This is a genomic window from Rhizobium sp. H4, from assembly GCF_003013335.1.
Classification (GTDB): Bacteria; Pseudomonadota; Alphaproteobacteria; order Rhizobiales; family Rhizobiaceae; genus Rhizobium; species Rhizobium sophoriradicis.
The window spans coordinates 155,818-172,589 of the sequence record NZ_PSOW01000004.1 but is presented as its reverse complement, the minus strand read 5'-3'; the positions used below and the strand labels follow the sequence as shown (position 1 = coordinate 172,589).

Annotated in this window: 19 protein-coding genes; 5 read left to right on the top strand and 14 right to left on the bottom strand. The window is 61.1% G+C overall.

The genetic code is table 11. The annotated features are described in order from the left end of the window. The 9 genes from C4N04_RS07755 to C4N04_RS07715 form a co-directional block, all read right to left on the bottom strand. A complete protein-coding gene (locus tag C4N04_RS07755) occupies positions 1 to 831 on the bottom strand; it encodes a carbohydrate ABC transporter permease (protein ID WP_106795745.1) in 831 nt (276 codons plus the stop codon). Positions 832 to 835: 4 nt separating this feature from the next. Beyond that, complete coding sequence (locus C4N04_RS07750) at positions 836 to 1,771, bottom strand: sugar ABC transporter permease (RefSeq protein WP_106795744.1); 936 nt, start codon at positions 1,769 to 1,771, stop codon at positions 836 to 838. Between the two features lie 246 nt (positions 1,772 to 2,017). Beyond that, the gene (locus tag C4N04_RS07745) at positions 2,018 to 3,277 is read right to left on the bottom strand and encodes a sugar ABC transporter substrate-binding protein (protein ID WP_106795743.1); all 1,260 of its coding nucleotides are present in this window, start codon (positions 3,275 to 3,277) and stop codon (positions 2,018 to 2,020) included. A gap of 33 nt (positions 3,278 to 3,310) precedes the next feature. Beyond that, positions 3,311 to 4,483, bottom strand: a complete 1,173-nt coding sequence (locus C4N04_RS07740; protein WP_106795742.1) for a PLP-dependent transferase — start codon at positions 4,481 to 4,483, stop codon at positions 3,311 to 3,313. Continuing rightward, positions 4,480 to 5,202 carry a FadR/GntR family transcriptional regulator gene (locus C4N04_RS07735; protein WP_106795741.1) on the bottom strand — a complete coding sequence of 241 codons (723 nt, stop codon included), beginning with the start codon at positions 5,200 to 5,202 and terminating at the stop codon, positions 4,480 to 4,482. The genes C4N04_RS07740 and C4N04_RS07735 overlap by 4 nt, the downstream gene beginning before the upstream one ends. Before the next feature lie 289 nt (positions 5,203 to 5,491). Beyond that, entirely contained in the window at positions 5,492 to 7,150 is a 1,659-nt protein-coding gene (locus C4N04_RS07730) for an iron ABC transporter permease (RefSeq protein ID WP_106795869.1), read from the bottom strand. Between the two features lie 55 nt (positions 7,151 to 7,205). Then, a complete protein-coding gene (locus C4N04_RS07725; protein ID WP_106795868.1) occupies positions 7,206 to 8,201 on the bottom strand; it encodes a Fe(3+) ABC transporter substrate-binding protein in 996 nt (331 codons plus the stop codon). 162 nt (positions 8,202 to 8,363) lie between these two features. Beyond that, positions 8,364 to 9,395 (bottom strand): ABC transporter ATP-binding protein, encoded by a 1,032-nt coding sequence (locus C4N04_RS07720; protein WP_106795740.1) that lies wholly within the window; start codon positions 9,393 to 9,395, stop codon positions 8,364 to 8,366. Between the two features lie 233 nt (positions 9,396 to 9,628). Then, a complete protein-coding gene (locus C4N04_RS07715; protein WP_245425549.1) occupies positions 9,629 to 10,219 on the bottom strand; it encodes a hypothetical protein in 591 nt (196 codons plus the stop codon). On the opposite strand from C4N04_RS07715, the gene C4N04_RS07710 reads away from it, so the two are divergent. Continuing rightward, positions 10,218 to 10,772, top strand: a complete 555-nt coding sequence (locus tag C4N04_RS07710; RefSeq protein ID WP_106795739.1) for a Crp/Fnr family transcriptional regulator — start codon at positions 10,218 to 10,220, stop codon at positions 10,770 to 10,772. The two genes, C4N04_RS07715 and C4N04_RS07710, sit on opposite strands and share 2 nt — an antisense overlap. A 42-nt stretch (positions 10,773 to 10,814) precedes the next feature. Then, complete coding sequence (locus tag C4N04_RS07705) at positions 10,815 to 11,021, top strand: hypothetical protein (protein ID WP_245425547.1); 207 nt, start codon at positions 10,815 to 10,817, stop codon at positions 11,019 to 11,021. 3 nt (positions 11,022 to 11,024) lie between these two features. Here C4N04_RS07705 and C4N04_RS07700 read toward each other — a convergent pair whose 3' ends face one another. From C4N04_RS07700 to C4N04_RS07675, 5 genes are all read right to left on the bottom strand, one after another. Then, positions 11,025 to 11,699, bottom strand: a complete 675-nt coding sequence (locus tag C4N04_RS07700; RefSeq protein ID WP_106795738.1) for an adenylate/guanylate cyclase domain-containing protein — start codon at positions 11,697 to 11,699, stop codon at positions 11,025 to 11,027. Positions 11,700 to 12,025: 326 nt separating this feature from the next. Then, positions 12,026 to 12,580, bottom strand: a complete 555-nt coding sequence (locus C4N04_RS07695; RefSeq protein ID WP_106795737.1) for a cytochrome c — start codon at positions 12,578 to 12,580, stop codon at positions 12,026 to 12,028. Positions 12,581 to 12,668: 88 nt separating this feature from the next. After that, entirely contained in the window at positions 12,669 to 13,001 is a 333-nt protein-coding gene (locus C4N04_RS07690) for a four-helix bundle copper-binding protein (RefSeq protein WP_106795736.1), read from the bottom strand. Positions 13,002 to 13,012: 11 nt separating this feature from the next. Continuing rightward, entirely contained in the window at positions 13,013 to 13,438 is a 426-nt protein-coding gene (locus tag C4N04_RS07685) for a DUF305 domain-containing protein (protein ID WP_106795735.1), read from the bottom strand. Between the two features lie 551 nt (positions 13,439 to 13,989). Beyond that, the gene (locus tag C4N04_RS07675; protein ID WP_106795865.1) at positions 13,990 to 14,430 is read right to left on the bottom strand and encodes a YqaA family protein; all 441 of its coding nucleotides are present in this window, start codon (positions 14,428 to 14,430) and stop codon (positions 13,990 to 13,992) included. 159 nt (positions 14,431 to 14,589) lie between these two features. Between C4N04_RS07675 and C4N04_RS07670 the strand changes: the two genes are divergently transcribed. The 3 genes from C4N04_RS07670 to C4N04_RS07660 all read left to right on the top strand — a co-directional run bounded on the left by C4N04_RS07670 (position 14,590) and on the right by C4N04_RS07660 (position 16,771). Further along, complete coding sequence (locus tag C4N04_RS07670) at positions 14,590 to 14,988, top strand: hypothetical protein (RefSeq protein WP_106795864.1); 399 nt, start codon at positions 14,590 to 14,592, stop codon at positions 14,986 to 14,988. A 92-nt stretch (positions 14,989 to 15,080) separates the two neighbouring features. Further along, positions 15,081 to 15,308 carry a hypothetical protein gene (locus C4N04_RS32100; RefSeq protein WP_106795733.1) on the top strand — a complete coding sequence of 76 codons (228 nt, stop codon included), beginning with the start codon at positions 15,081 to 15,083 and terminating at the stop codon, positions 15,306 to 15,308. Further along, the gene (locus C4N04_RS07660; RefSeq protein WP_106795732.1) at positions 15,305 to 16,771 is read left to right on the top strand and encodes a TolC family protein; all 1,467 of its coding nucleotides are present in this window, start codon (positions 15,305 to 15,307) and stop codon (positions 16,769 to 16,771) included. The genes C4N04_RS32100 and C4N04_RS07660 overlap by 4 nt, the downstream gene beginning before the upstream one ends. Position 16,772 lies beyond the last annotated feature (1 nt).

Sequence of the window (16,772 nt, the reverse complement as noted above, 5' to 3'; positions counted from 1 at the left end):
TTAACCCTTGACCGCGCCGGCCGTCAGGCCCTGGACGAGATAGCGCTGGATGAGCAGGAAGAAGAGACCGGCCGGAATGAGCGCCAGCACGCCCGCCGCCATCATCTGCCCGAAATCCACCGAGAATTTCGAAACGAAGGTGAGAAGCCCGACCGGGAAGGTCGCCGCGTCATTGCCGTTGATCAGCATCAGCGCAAACAGCAATTCGCTCCAGGCGGCGGTGAAGACGAAGCCGAGCGTGGCGGCGATGCCGGGCAGCGTCAGCGGCAGGATGATCTGGCGAAACGCCGTGAACTGCGTGGCGCCATCGATCATCGCCGCCTCTTCCAAATCCTTAGGGATGCCGTCGAAGAAGGACTGCATCAGGAAGGTGGCGAAGGGCACGTTGAAGGCGGTGTAGACGATGACGAGCCCTGTCAGGCTGTTGGTCAGGTGCAGCGGCGACAGGATCTTGAAGATCGGCGCAACCAGCATGACGAGCGGGAACATCTGGGTCAGCAGCATCAGGGCGACGATCCAGTATTTCGCTCGGAAATTGAAGCGCGACAGCGCATAGCCAGAAAGCGAGGCGCAGACCGTCACCGTCACCGCCGTCGAGGCCGAAACGATCAGGCTGTTCTTGAAGAAGGTCGGAAAAGCGCTGTGCCGCAGCACGAAAGTATAATGATCCCAGCTCGTGCGCGACGGCCACATGCGCACGCCCTCGGTATAGAGCAGATCGTTCGGCGTCACCGAGACCTTGAGCAGCCAGAACAGCGGAAAGAGCGCAAAGGCGATATAGCAGAGGATCGCCAGACGGTGCGCGATCGTGGGAATGACGGATCGTCTCATGGTCTCAATCCTTGTTCAGCAGCGTCTGCCGCAGCAGGATGATCAGCATCGAATAGGCAAGCAGCAGTGCGAGCAGCACCAGCGCAATTGCCGAGGCATAACCGAAATCGAGGCGCTTGAAGGCCGTCGTGAAGATGTAGCTCGCGACGATCTGGGTGCGGTCGGCCGGCCCGCCATTGGTCATGACGACGATCAGATCGGCGAAATTGGAGATCCACACGGTGCGCAAGAGCACGGTGATGGCGATGGTCGGCGCGAGAAACGGCAGGGTGATCGAGCGGAAACGCTGGAACCAGCCGGCGCCGTCGATCGACGCCGCCTCGTAAAGATCGCGCGGGATCGCCTGCAGGGCCGCCAGCAGCGTGATGGCGAAGAAGGGAATGCCCCACCAGACATTGGCGATGATCGGTCCCCACATGGCATAGTTGGGGTCGGAAAGAATATTGCCCGGCTCCTGCATCAGCCCGAGCCCGAAGAGCCAGTGCGGGATCGGCCCGATCACCGGGTTGAACAGCCAGGCCCAGTTCAGGCCGGCGAGAAAGGACGGCACCGCCCAGGGCAGGAAGACCAGTGCCTGCGCGATCGCCCGGCCCGCAAAAGGCTTGTCGAGCAGCAGCGCCAGGATGAGCCCGAAGACGAACTGCAGGACGACGGAGGCGCCGGTCCACCAGAGCGTGTTCCTCAAGGCGCCATAGAAGGCGACGTCGCTCGAAAGCGCGCGAAAATGATCGAGCCCGACGAAGCCGCCGGAAAAGGGGTTGAGCAGCTGGATGTCGCGAAAGGCGTAGGAAACACCCAATGTCAGCGGCACCAGCATGACAGCGATGATCAGGATCAGCGACGGGGAGCTGTAGAGATAGGGCTCCGAAGCATCGGCAAGTCGACGCAGCCACGGCCTGCGGTCGCGACGCATGTCGAGCGTATCGGCGGAAATGGTCATCGGATTGCGGTTTCCATCGTCTTACCCGCTGAGGCCTTCCGCGGGTGATACCTTTGAACTGGGCGGTTGAGGCCCCCTCATCCGACCCTTCGGGCCACCTTCTCCCCGCAGGGGAGAAGGGGAATACGGCGCCGCCACGAGCCTCTTCTCCCCAGCGGGGGTCCGAAGGACGGGTCGAGTCCAGCGGCTCGACCCGGGAGTGCCGGCAGGCGGATGAGGGGGCTTCAATCTCAAAGCCCTCTATCTTTATTTCTTCGACAAAAACTTCTGCTGCGCCTTGGTCAGATAGTCCGCCCACTGGTCGGCCAGATCCTTGGCCGAGATGTCGCCGAGCAGAGCCTGCTGCGAAGTCTTGATCGCCAGCGAATCCTTGAAGAAGGCGAACTCCTCGAGGTAGGTCGGCATCACTGTCGGCACCGTGTTCGGGTCCGCCAGTTCCTCGAACCAGCCCTTGAACTGGTCACCGGCATAGAAGGGATCCTTCTCGGCCGCCGTATAGGCCGGCAGGGCGCCGATGCGCTTGTTCCATTCGAGATTGCCTTCCGGCCCTTCGAGGGTGGCGATCAGCTTCCAGGAGAGATCCTTGTTGGCGCTTGTCGAAAACATCGACCAGCCGCCATAACCGATGGTCGGGAAGGATTTGCCGTCAGGACCCTTCGGCAGCGGCGCGACGCCGAAGTCCTCCTTCTTCATGCGCTCGGCGATGGCGATCAGCGCATCCGGATCCTGGTCGAGGAAGGCGCAGGTGCCGGAATAGAAGCCGGCCACGACTTCGTTGAAGCCCCAGTTGACGCTGTCCTTCGGCGCATAGCCCTTCTTGTAGAGATCGACCATCCACTCGATGCCCTTGGCCCAGCCGGGGCTGTTCATCGTGGAGGTGCCGTCCTCGTTGAAATACTTGTTCGAACCGGCCATCGTGGCGGCGAAGATCATCCAGCCGTTGAGGCCGCCCGGTCCGCCGCGCATGCAGTAGCCGTATTTGCCGGGCAGCTTGGAGACCTTTTCGGACGCGGCGGTGAATTCCTCCAGCGTCTTCGGCGGCGCTGCGACGCCGGCTTCCGAGAGCAGCTTCTTGTTGTAGAACATCGCCCTCAAATAGAAGCCGTAGGGCAGCATGTAGGCGGTGTTCTTGACGTCACGGCCGAGTTCGAGCGCGCGCGGCGTCAGTTCCTTGGTGTGCTCCCACTTTTCGAGGTAGGGCTCGAGGCTTTCGAGCATGCCGTTATTGGCATAGAGCGACAGCCAGGTATCGGGCATCTCCATCACATCGGGCACGTCGCCGGCCGACACCATGGTCGCGAACTTCTGGAAGGCTTCGTTCCACGGCAGCGAGATGATATCGACCTTGGTGCCGGGATTGGCGGCCTCGAACTTGCCGACGATCGATTTCAGCGTTTCGGTCCGCTCCGGACTGGTGATGACTTCGACGAGCTTCAGCGTCGTATCGGCAAGCGCCGTACCTGCCATCATCGAAGCAAAGAGCGTCGAGATTATTAGTTTTTTCATGCTCAGTTCCCCCTTTTCGGTTTCTCTCGGGTTTCAGGATTGCGAGGCGGCGGCGAGCGCCTCCTCGATGTCTCTCCACAGGGCCTCGGTTCCTTCGAGGCCGACATGGAGACGTACGGATCGCGCATGGATGCCGAAGGTCTGCGCGGAATTCGGCTGTGCCTTCTGCTGCAGCACCACCTCGCCCGGTACGATCAGGCTTTCATGCCCACCCCAGCTTACTCCCAATTTGAAGAGCTTGAGATGGTCGGCGAAGGCGCGGATATCGACGCCATCGCGGAAGATGAAGGAAAACAGGCCCGAGGTGCCGTTGAGGCCGGCAGGCAGACGGTTGGCGAGGCCCGGGTGGCAGACCGCCTCCACCACCTCGAGCCGCTGCAGGCGCCTGGCGATTTCGAGTGCCGATGCCTCATGCGCCTTCATGCGCAGCGGCAAGGTGCGCAGGCCGCGGATCAGCAGCCAGGCGTCGAAGGGCGAAAGCTTGCCGCCGAGATAGGGATAGGCCTCGGCCTTGATGCGCGCGATCACTTCCCTGGAGCCGGCGACCACGCCCGCCACCACATCGCTGTGGCCGCCGAGATATTTCGAGGCCGAATGGATGACGAGGTCGACGCCGAGCGTCAGCGGCCGCTGGAAGAACGGGCTCGCCCAGCTGTTGTCGATCATCGAGACGACACCGTGCCGCTTGGCAAGAGTGGCAAGCGCGCCGACGTCATGCGCCTCCATCACCCAGCTGGTCGGGCTTTCCAGGTAGAGGAGCTTGGCGCCGGGCAGCGCTTTGGCGACCGCCTCCTCGTCGCGCCCGTCGACATAGGTCACTTCGATCTTCATCCGCTTCAGGATGGTGCCGAACAGGCGGAAGGCGTCGGGATAGACATGTTTGACCGCGACGATGCGGTCGCCCGGTTCGACAAAGCTCAAGACGGATGACGAGATCGCCGCCATGCCGCTTGCAAAACCCAGCGCATCCTCCGCGCCTTCGAGCTTGGCCAGCATTTCCTCGAAGGCGCGCACCGTCGGATTGAGCCCGCGCGTATAGGTCGGCCGCACCTTCTCGCCGCGATAGACGGTGATCATCTCGTCATAATCGGAAAAGGTGAAAAGCGAGGTCTGGAAGATCGGCGGTACGACGGCGTCGGCGAAGTTGCCGTCGTCATGGGCGGTGATGATGGAGGCAAGATCGAACGGATCCGCGCCGTTGCTCATTTGGACATTTCCTTGATGTCTTCCTCGACGATGTCGAGGATTTTCAATGTTTCCGCGCGTGCCGCCTCCGGATCTCCGGCGGCAATCGCATTGAAAAGGGTGCGGTGAAACGGAAAGGACCGGCGGGCGAAGTCCTGCCGGTCGAAGGGATGCTCCCAGAAACGCTCGAAGGTCTCGCGCATCTGCTCGAGCAGCTGGCGAAACAGCGGATTGTGGGTGGCGTCGTAGACGGCGAGGTGGAAAGCCAGATCCTCCGGCCCCGAGGTGCCCTTCTCCAGATGCACCCTCTCCATCGCGTTGAGTTTCTCCTCGATGACGGCAAGATCCTTCTCGGTCCGCCGCCTGGCCGCGACCATGCCCGCTTCGCATTCGATGCCGCGGCGCACTTCGAGCGTCTGCAGCAGCGCGTCGCGCAGATGCACCGCATCGAACGACAGCGGCATATGGATCGTCGCCCTGGAAACCGGCTTCAAAAGATAGGTGCCGCTGCCCTTGCGCGTCTCGATGACGCCAAGCGCCTGAAAATGGCGGATCGCCTCGCGAATGGTCGAACGCCCGACGGCAAGTGCGGCCATCAGCTCCCGCTCGGCCGGCAGCCGGTCCCCCGCCTGCAAGCTTGCTTGCGCGACATAATCCGCCAGCGCATCGGTCACCTGACGCGCGCGGTCGATCGCGGGAAGCGGCCGGATGACCGGCCTGTCGCTACTGTTTGCCTTCATGGTTCCCCATTTTCTTATCAGGCAGTCAGTTATGAAATTGGTCTGACATCTTAGCATTTCTCAAACGGCGGGAGCCGTCAAGTCGGCGACGTCGATTTTTGATTCCGTCCCTTCACAATGTCTGCTTCGTCTGTCTGAAACGCGCACGTATCTTCAATCCCGGAACCGACTGTCGGTTCCGAAATGCCGTTTGGCTCAGCCGTCACATGATATCGGCGCGACAATGATCGCTGGAGCGGGTGTGCAATTTTCCGTCTGAGCTTGCCTGACGGTCGAGGTCGGCGGCCGGTTAGCGGATACGTCCGATCCGCGACAGCAGAATGGCAGGCAGAATGCCGATCAGCACAATGGCGAGCGCGGCAATCGAGGCTTCCTCGTAAGTGCCTCTCGCAGCCTCCCCATAAAGATGCGTTGCGAAAGTCTCGACATTCAGTGGCCGCAGGAGGAGCGTCGCCGGCAGCTCCTTCACGCAATCGACGAAGACCAGCAGGGCGGCAGCCGAGATTGCCGCCTTCGAGAGCGGCAAGTGCACGTATCGTAGCGTGCCTGCGGTCGATTGGCCCAACGAACGCGAAGCATGATCAAGCGACAGGGAAATGCGCGAGAGACCGGCTTCTATGCCGCCGGCGGATATTGCCAGAAACCGCACGATTAGCGCATATAAGACGGCAGCACCCGATCCCATCAGGAGCAGGCCAGTCGACACTCCAAACAAGGAAAGCGCGGCGCGGTCGATAAACTGCTCGAGACCGGCAAGGGCGATCAGCACACCGATGGCGACCACGGTGCCGGGAGCAGCATAGCCCATTGTGGAACAGCGCAGGAGCCAGGAAGACGCCTGGCCGGTGCGCAGGCGGGTCGTGTAGGCAGCGAGAAGCCCAAGGATGACGGTCGCCGTCGTCGCCAGGGTGGCGATAACAAGCGTATTCACCGCCTCATCGATGATGCGAGGCGATATGCCGGCGAACCGATAGCGTTTTGCCGCTTCGATCAAGAGATAGAGCGCGGGCGCGGCGAAGCCGAGGATGACCGGCAGAAGACCGCCGAGAAACAGCAGCATGCCCTTTCCCAAGGATACCCGCCGCGGTTGGAAACGCCGCATCCGGCGTACATCGATCGAGTAGCGCTGCTTGCGTCGCGCCCATCGCTCGACCGCAACAAGCGCGACGACGATAAGAAGAAGGGCAAGGGCGATCTGCGACGCCCCCGACAAATCCGAGCGGGTGATCCAGGTCGTGTAGATGGAAACGGTGATCGTCCGGACACCGAGGAATTCGGCGGCGCCGATATCGTTCAACGTTTCCATCAGAGCAAGGCTGATACCCACGGCGACAGCCGGGCGCGCGAGCGGCAGGGCGACCTGCCAGAAGACCGCCCGGCGCGATGTGCCGAGCGTGCGCGCCGCATCGACGAGATTACCGGATTGGGTGAGAAACATCGCGCGGGTCGGGATGTAGACATAGGGGTAGAGCACGATTCCGAGAAGCAGGATGCAGCCGGCCATCGAACGGACGTCCGGAAGGCGAAACTGGCGCGGGCTCTCGTAGCCGAGCAGCCAGCGCACAGCATCCTGCACCGGACCGATCGGATGGAGTATATCCAGATAGGCATAGGCGACAATGTAGGTCGGAACGGCAAGCGGCAGAAGCAGCATCCATTCCAGAGCACGCCTGCCGGGAAAATCATAGGCCGTCACCAGCCATGCCGTCGTCGTGCCGACCACGGCAGTGATGACCCCGACGCCCGCAAGGAGGATGACGGTGTCGAGAAGCGCGACCGGAAGGACGGTGGAGAAAAGATGTCCCCAAAGACCGGCCGAGCCCTTCGAGGCTTCGAGAAGCAATCCCCCGATCGGCAGAATGGCAATGAGGGCGATAGCAGCGGCAATTGCCAGCCATGCGCTGCCAGTGCGCTTTGCAGAGCGGGCGGGCGCCTGGCTGGGAAACATCACGCGATCCATTCTCGGGGAGGAAGGCGCCTCTCAGCGGCGCCTTCCTTGTTCCTTAGTTGTCGAAGCCGACCTTGTCCACGAGTTCGCTCGCCTGCTTGCGATGGCTGACGATCTCGGACAAGGGCTTGCTGTCGATCTTCAGTTCGCCAAAGGATGCGATGATCGGATCGGCCGCGACGCCCGCCTTCACGGGATATTCGTAATTGGCCTCGGCATAGATCTTCTGGGCTTCGTCAGAGACGAGATATTCGAGAAGTTTGACGGCTTCAGCCTTGTTCGGCGAATGCTTGGCGATGGCCGCGCCGCTGATATTCACTTGCGTCCCGCCGTTCTTGAAGGTCGGCAGGACGACCTTGATGGCATCGCCCCATTTGACCTGCTCTTCACCACCCTTGCCGGACCGCATCAGGCCGACATAATAGGAGTTGGCGATACCGATATCGCAAATGCCGCCGAGGATATCCTTAGCCGCATCGCGATCGCCGCCGGCTGCCTTGCGGGCGAGGTTGTCCTTGACACCCTTCAGCCATTTCTCGGCTTCCTGCGCACCGTAATGGGCGATGTAGTCGGCAAACAGCGCCGTATTATAGGGGTGTTGGCCCGAGCGTATGCAGATCTTGCCCTTCCACTTGGGATCGGCAAGCTCCTCGTAGTTGAATGTACTGATGTCAAGATCCTTGGCCGCGTAGAGCACGCGGGCGCGCATCGAAAGCGCAAACCAATTGCCCTTGGCATCACGCAGCTGTTCCGGGATAGCAGAGGTCAGAACAGATGATTCCACCGGCTGCGTTACGCCTTTATCGACCAGATCGACAAGGTTGCCGGCATCGACGGCCATCAGGATGTCAGCCGGCGAGCTGGCGCCCTCGGAGGCGACGCGCTCTGCGAGGCCATCCTTCAGGAAAATGGTATTCACCTTCGTACCGGTCGATTTGGTGAACGCCTCCAGGAGAGGTGCGATCAGAGCCGGTTCTCTCGTCGTGTAAAGGTTGATTTCTGCGGCGGCAGCCATGCAAGGCGACATCAGCGCCGAAGCAGCAAGCAGCATGGATGTGAGGATAGAGCGCGATTTCATTATGTCCCTCCGCGAATGAATGCGTATTGCTTGCAGCAGTTCATGACCCCGAAAGTCAAGTTTTCCCTGAAACTTGAAACCGCATATCACGGAAACTTGATGAGGAGGTCAGGAGAGTGCGCTCGCAATGAGCTGTCAAAAGGCCAGCAGCCGCTCGGGGAGAATAGAGATCTCAATATTCTCCGCATCAACGGGCAGCCGCTCCAAGGCCATCGCCCTAAGCGGCACGTCGAGGCCATCGACCTTCAATGTGAGCTGCTCGAATTCGCCGTGCAAAACACGATTTTCGATCCGAGCGGGAATCCCCGAGCCGGGGGACAGCGCAATAGCATGTGGCCTGACATAAACGGTCACCGCGCTTGCCGGCGGGCGATCGAGCGCATAGGCAAAGTTACCTATCGCGGTCTCGATCCATCCGCCACGGTAAACGCCGGGAACTTTGCTGGACGCGCAAAAAAACTCTGCCGCATAGGCATTCGTTGGACGGTCGTGCAGATCATAGGCGGAGCCGGACTGGACGATTTCACCTGCGCGCATCAGGACCACCTGGTCGCCGACGGAAAGTGCTTCCTGCGGATCATGCGTCACGATGATCACGGTCGTGCCAAGTGCCCTCAACAGGCTCAAGGTGTCGCTGCGTACCTTCCCGCGCAGACCCTGATCCAGATTGGAAAAGGGCTCGTCCATCAGCACGATACTCGGCCGGGGCGCCAGGGCGCGGGCGAGCGCGACACGCTGCTGTTCGCCGCCGGAAAGGGTGTGCGGATAGCGATGCGTCAGATGTTCTATTCCGACCTTGCTGATCATCTCCTCTGCCCGCGCAGCTGCTTCACCCTTCGGATGCCGCTTGAGACCAAAGAGGATATTGTCCCGTACGGTCAGATGCGGGAAGAGAGCATAGTCCTGGAAGACGAAGCCGACGCCACGTGCCTCCGGTTCGATGAAAGCGGCCGAACCTGCCACCTCGCGACCTTCGAGGAAGATGCGACCGGATTCCGGTATCTCGACACCGGCAATCATGCGCAGGAGCGTGGACTTGCCGCAACCGGAATGGCCGACGAGCGAAACCGCGTCTCCGCGCTGAATATGAAGGGAAAGATCGCGCACGGCTGGAGTGATGCCGAAGCGTCGGGTAACATTTTCCAGTCGTACTGCGATTTCGCTCATTTCAGCTTTCATGCTCGCCCGGATTCCAGTGCAAATCCTGGAATACCCATAGATCATAGAGATGCGAATTGGGACAAGCGCGATCTGTCCCCCAAATGCGGCCAGATATTCGCTGTCTCGAAATCGCGGCTATCGTGCTTCGCACGCTCCTAGATGGCTAGAAGTAACCCCGGCTGGCATCGCGGGCAGGAAGCAGCCGTCATGCGCGCAGTCTACTCAACTTGATCTCGCTGTCATTTCGAATATCCGCGGTGCTCTTCATAGATCGCGATCTGGCCGGGGTCGAGAACCTGTGTCGCCTCCAGATGCGCCGCGAGGTGGATGAACCTCAGCCGCGATCGGCTCGCCTCGGCCTTGGCGACAAGGTCTCCAAGTGACGTTTCCGTAATGGTCCTGCTCCTGAACGCGGCATCGAGTTTCCGCTCGGCGTCAACGAAGATCCTGCCTTCCGCAGACGCTCGGGCCTGCATCAGGTCGAAAACCTGCTGCACCTTCTGCAGCTGGCCGTCCGTGAGGCCGATTTGATTTTTCAATTCCAGCACGTGTGAAGGACCCGGATAGCCGTTGAGTTCGGCGGGCTTCGCCAAGCCCCAGCCGCCACCGCTGGTCAGTTCGTCGACATCCGCCTCCGATAACGACTTGACCTCCCTTCCCGCCTCCTCAACGTATCGGGAAGTGGCGTGGTGCTGCCCGTCGGCCAGCGCCTGAGTCGACAGAATGGCGAACGTAAAGCTGAGAAGAAGGGACTTCATCGAGAGTGTTCCGGTTGACGATCGACCGTCACCATTGCCTGCCGTCGCGCCGTAGAACATGATCCGAATCATGTCTGCCACTCTCATGGATCACATTCGCAGCCTCTCGACCGGAAGAAGAACATTCGGAGCCGGCCAGCACCTCTTCAATCAGGGCGACGAGGTCGGAAGCCTGTATCTCGTGGAGTCCGGCATCGTCCATCTTGTTCGGCATCAGCCCGGCGGCAACGTCGCCGTGCTGCAGCGTACTTCTTCAGGACTGGTCCTCGCGGAAGCCTCGCTCTTCTCCAGCGTCTATCATTGTGACGCCGTCGCCATCACCGAACTTGAGGCGACCTCGGTTCCTACTCCCTTGATCAGACGTGCACTTCGCAGCAACCCCGACTTCGCCGAGGACTGGGCCTCTTATCTTTCCCACCAGCTCCAGCAGACACGCAAGCGCGCGGAAATCGCCAATCTGAAAACCGTTGCCGCTCGCCTCGAATCCTGGCTTGCATGGAACGACGGTGTGCTGCCGTCGAAGGGCGAATGGAAGGCGCTGGCAGAGGATATCGGCGTATCGCCGGAAGCGCTCTATCGGGAACTGTCGAAACGGCGCCGTTCCTTTGTGCAGGACCGGGCTTGACCTTCCCATGGTTGGAAGCCCCATATCGGGGAGGTCAAACGTTTGGAAACCATGATGTACGTGGCGAAGGCGATCAAGACGGCCGATCCTGAGGCGTTCGCCAGCATCGACCTTGCGGCCAAGGTTCAAACGAAGAACGATCCAGCCGCGATCAATGCTGCCATTCGAAATGCCGGTTACCCCTCCAGTTTTAGACGACTGTTCCAGCGCGGAGCACCGGGCAAAACAGCTCCTCCGCCGAAGGCCTAGGCGTCACCGCGGCAACTCATAGGTCTGCGGTGAACGTCGATACGCTTCTTCACACTGCGGCGAACAGAACCACGGCCCATCGGGGGCGGCGCGCCTGTAGGATGAATAGGGTGCATGCATCTTGCACACCGGATCGATCCAGGCCGGGTCGGCCGACGGAGCGAGCTCGATCTCGAAGAGAGGGACTTCATCGGCTACCGATCTCAGCGCCACCATTCCGAGATCGCGTACCAGGATGCCACGGGCGGCGGCCGCCTCAGCAATGGGTTGGGTGGCAAGCAACTGACCCGGCGACGCGAGCGCAGCGATTCGCGCCGCGATATTGACTGTCGATCCAAAGAGATCGCCTGCTCTGCAAATCACAGGCCCATGGTTCAGCCCTGCCCGAGTGAGCGGGAGACGCGGTTCCTTGCGGCATGCCTGCAACAACGTTCCGAGCACCTGGATCGCTGTTTCCGGCTCAGGAAACGAGAGCATTGCCTCGTCGCCGATCCATTTGATCGGAGGTGCATAGCCGCTGAGGGCGTCGCGCACCATGCTCTCGAACACCTCAAGCACATCGAGCGCCGCCGCGTCACCATAAACATCCGCAATCGCACTGAATCCGGCGATATCTATGAACGCAACGGTGGCCGGCGTTTTCGCCGCATCCTCTCGCTGCCTTGCATGGCTCTGCATCACCGCTCCTATTGACGCTTGTTGGCTCCATCAAAGCGCTCGAACCAAGGCTCTCCGGAAGCTACGAAAACCGTCCCACCGATTATCGAAGATATCGGGATCGAACTCAACATCAGAGCGGCAATGCGGAAAGCAGACGGCTCTTGACCTTCCCCATCACATCGAGGAACCCAAGCGCAAGGCGGTGCCCCCCGCGATCAACGCCCGCTTCGGACTAATGGACGGCAGGCGGAGCATAAAGCGCTGCCGCACGCATCCGACGTCAAGCCAGCCTGGGCGGAAGCTTGAAGAAGGCACGCAAATTCCCGGTTCCGAGCGTTCGCCGCTCATTCCACCCTGAATCTGGCGTGGCAGGTCGTGCAGGTCTGGAGCATGAGGTGGAACGCGTGTTCCGCCGGCATTGCCGAGAGTAACTGCTCGTTGCGGACGTGAGTGCCGAGCGGCCCGCCGCCCATCGCCTCGCCCGGCTTCATCCGCATGTCGGCCGTCATCGGTCCGGGATTTTTTTCCGCGGCGGCGTCGAGCGCGACGGCGTAATCGCGCAGGTCGTTCGCGATGCGGTCGAACCGCTCTCGTTCCTCGAGGATGTTCGGCCTGGCCTTTGACTGCGCGCCGGCGCCCACGGAGGCGAAATGTCCGGAGAGAACGACGCCGGATTTGTCGCGGATGGTATCGGCTGCCAGTTTGAATTCGGCAGACTTGTAGCTCGTCGGATCTTTGAACATGCCGGAAATCGTTTTCGCTGCGGCCGCCATGGCCTTCATGTCCGCCTGCCGGACGGCGACGACGTTCTCCGCAGCCGCCGACGAGAAGGCAGTCGTCAGGACTGCTCCCGCGAAGGAGAGCAGTCCGAGCCCTTTCCAGTGATTAGCCTGCCTCATCGACCCGCCGTCCAGTATCCAATGCCAGAATGCGTGCGACGGGTATCGGTTGTCATCTGGGCAGGAAGAGGGCGAACGCCAACCCCGGTTACGCCGCCATCTTGCGGCAACTCTCGGCGCAGCGACGGCACGCCTCGACGCAGCTCCGCATGTCGCCTATGCGTTCGCAGTCCTCGGCGCACTGCACGCAAATTTCAGCGCATTCCCGGCAGACATGCTTGTGGTGCTCCGAGCCGATCAGCATGAAATGCGCCGAGGTCCGGCAGATCTCCGCACAGGCCATCATCAGCTTGAAGTGCGGGGGCTTCGTGTGCTCGCCGCCTAGTTCCAGGCAATGGCCCATCGCCATCGACAGGCATTCGCTGTAACAGGCCAGGCAGTTGTCGATGCAGGCCTTCATCTCAGTCGGCATGTGATGCATGGCGCAATCTCCTATTTGGCTTCCTTGTCGACCCACCTGGACATCTCCTCGATCTCCTTTTTCTGCGCTTCGATTACCTTCCGGGCCATTTGCTTGGCCTCGTCGTTGTCGCCGTACTTGAGTTCAACCTCCGACATGCTGATCGCGCCCATGTGGTGGGCGATCATGCCGCAGACGAAAGAGAGGTCGGCGTCCTTCTTCATCATCCCCTGCATCATGTTCATGCGCATGTCCTTCATGCCTTCCATCGACGCCTTCTGGTAGTCGGTCATTTCGCCCATCGGCATGCCGTCCGAGGGCATGTCCATCTTTGACGTGTCCATACCTTGAGACTTGCACTTCTCGGGATAAGCCATTGTCGACTGGGCGGAAGCGCTCGCGGGAAGGAGCGCAAAGGACGCAGCCGCGGAAATGGCAAGGATAGTGAGCTTCTTCATGATCGTGCTCCGATAACTGATTGAGGATGGTAGGTCTCAAGCAGCGGAGCTTCGGGGCGGTGGATCGATCGCGCGGATCAGCAGCAGCGGCCGATAGTCGGCCGGCATCCGTTCATGTCGCATAGGCTCGAACCGCGGCTGGGCGATCTCCCCGAGTTCCGGCAGGATCGGACAGCAGTGCGTCGTCGAACAGCACGCGTTCTGCTGCCCGGACGCATGTCCGCATTGGGGATGATGCTCCGTCGCCGCTGGACAATGCTGGACTTCGACAACGACCCACGCGGCGGCCACGGCGAAGGGACTAGTCGCCACCAACAAGGTGACGACTACGACCTGCGCGTAGCGGATTATGCTCCCAAGTCTCATCCGGCTGGGTTTCCCTTCCGCGGTAGAACTGCAGAGCAGGAGAAATGTTCCAGCCGCTCGATGATCGCGTTTTGGAATGGCGGATGAGGAAGCATTAACCGGCGCCGGCTGGTCTGCCCCTGGCCTGGCACACGCCGGTTGCCCGAGACGATACGATCGATCGGATGCTGCTGCCGCTCCGGAAGTCAGCTGGCAATCTGTAGAGTCGCTAGTGTCAGCACGACGTAGCGGCCCGTTTTCGCGACGAATACCAAGATCGTGAAGGGTAGCAGCGGCTCCTTGAGCACGCCGGCGACAACCGTGAGAGCGTCTCCAAACACCGGCATCCAGGAAAGAAGCAGCGTCCACTTCCCATATTTCCTGTACCAGCGCGACGAACGTTCGAGCGCCTCCTCCCCCACTGGAAACCAGCGCCGCTCCCGAAACCTTGCGAGGCCGCGGCCGAGGAACCAATTGACGATGCTTCCAAGCGTGTTTCCGACGCTGGCGACGGCAAGCAGAGCCGGAACGGAGAACTTGCCTGTGAGAAGAAGGCCGACCAGCACGGGCTCCGACTGCATCGGCAGTATCGTCGCCGCACCGAAGGCGGCAGTGAACAGGCCCGTGTAGGATGCGAGATTGATCATCATCAAAAGAGAACGGTCCCTGTTGACCTTGCCACAGCTGGAAGCCCTACCTGTGCACAACGCGATGTTCGCGCCACATAAAGGACTCGAACATCGACGAGAAGTAGGTCCTAATTGAAATCGCGCTGTTTTGCATGTACCTCGTTGGGAATGGGCAAGATGTACCGAATCACATTGAGCAGACTGCTCGTGATGCTGCGGCTGGTGATCATCGTATCGCTGGCTGGGTACTCGCTTTCGAACGCCCATGCCGGGATGCACGGAGCCTCGTTCCCCGAGATCAAAGCCGTCGTCGCTGACGCAACACCGCTCCACGAAGGCCATGACATGACGAAGGCGGACCATCACGGCCGCTCTCATGGCAAAGTATCCCATAATGACGATGGTTCATCGAAACTCGTCAAGCAGGAATGCTGCAAGGACTTCTGTGGCGGGCTTGGCATCATATGTGAAGGTCCCGGCGTCGGCGGACCCGTCGTGACCTCGATCCGGCAGTTCGCCGACGACCGTGCGACCCTTGGCGAACTGCCGCCCCTGCACCGTCCCCCAAATATCTGAATAGAGACGCGCCCGCCTGATCGGGTCCATGTCGGCCGCCTGCCTGCATCTGGGCGGGCGCCGTAGGCTATCTCTTATTCGGAAAACTCATAATGAAACCCTCGCTTTTTGTGGTGGGGCTGCCGCTTGTTGTCGGCGGCTGCGCATCCACGCTTCCTCCCGACGTGGTGGCTTTCCCCGCCGCGGTCGAAGAGCCGTCTCCCCGACCGGTCGCATACCGGTCGCCGATCTCGGGCTACGTCGTGAGACAGGCGGTCGATCCAAAGCCATGGCGCAGACAGAACGATCTGCAGTCTCCAGCGAAGGGAGACGCCTCATGATCGGCCTCGGAAAAATCGTCACGGTGCTGGTGTTCCCGCTGATCCTGAGCGGCTGCGTCACGAGCGCCGAATATTCAAGCAAGCAAGCAGGTTTTGCTTCCGTTGCCGACAAGACCGCGATGGTGACCACGAAGCAGACGGTCTGGATACAGAACCAGAGCCAGGCCCGCTCGGCGGCGGCGCAGGTCAAAAGCCTGCTCGCACAAAAGAAGCCGCTCGGCGTCGAGACGGCGGTCCAGATCGCCCTCTTGAACAACAAGGGCCTGCAGGCCGCCTACGCCGATCTCGGCGACAGCGCCGCCGACGCCTGGCAGTCGACAATGTCCATCAACCCGACCGTTTCCATCGGCACGACGGGAATAGGCACCCCGGAACTTGAGGCCTTCAAGACCATCGAGGGGATGATCACGACGAACATCCTGGCGCTCGCGACGAGAAACCGGGACATCGCGATCGCCGACACCCGCTTCCGCCAGGCTCAGTTGACAGCGGCCGTGAAAACACTGCAGGTCGCCGCCGACGCGCGGCGTGCCTGGATCGGTGCGGTGGCGGCCTGGGAGAACGTCGGCCAGCTCCAGCGAGCCCAGACTGCGGCAGACGCCGCTTCAGAACTCGCGGAGAAGCTGGGCGAGACAGGCGCGATGGCCAAGGGCGCCCAGGCCCGCGAGCACGTCTTCGTCGCCGAACTCGCCGGAGAGACGGCGAAGGCCCGACTGGCGGCGCGGCTTGCCAAAGAGGAACTGACCCGGCTCATGGGGCTGTGGGGCTCGGATCTTGAATACCAGGTTCCGAACGGTCTGCCGCCGCTACCGAAATCCGTTGTCAAACGGGACACTATCGAGGCCGAGGCTCTTAAGAACCGCATCGACCTTCAGGTCGCGAAGCTCGAACTCGAAGCCACCGCCAGATCGTACGGCCTCACCGAGGCGACACGCTATGTCACCGACCTCGAAATCCTGACCGGCTTTGAAACGGAACGGGAAATTGAGGACGACGAGAAGAAGACGGAAACGACAGCCCAGGTCGAACTGGAATTCGCCATTCCGATCTTCGACACCGGCAAGGCCCGGATGCGTAAGGCCGAGCTGGCATACATGCGGGCTGCGAACCTGCTTGCGGAAAAGGCCGTCAACGTCCGCTCGGAGGCGAGGTCCGCCTACGAGGCCTATCGCTCGAATTACGACATCGCCCGGCATTACCGCAACAGCGTGGTGCCGCTGCGTACCAAGGTCGAGGAGGAATCCCTACTGACCTACAACGGCATGATCTCGAACACTTTCGAGCTGCTGACCGACACGCGCGACAAGATCAACTCCATCCTGCTCTCCGTCAACGCAAAGCGCGACTTCTGGCTCGCCGAAGCCAACCTCGCGCCAGCGATCTATGGCGGCGGCGCGGCGACCGCATCGGCAGAGACCGAAGTGGCCGCTGCCTCCGAAGGCGGCGGTGGCGGCGGCCATTGAG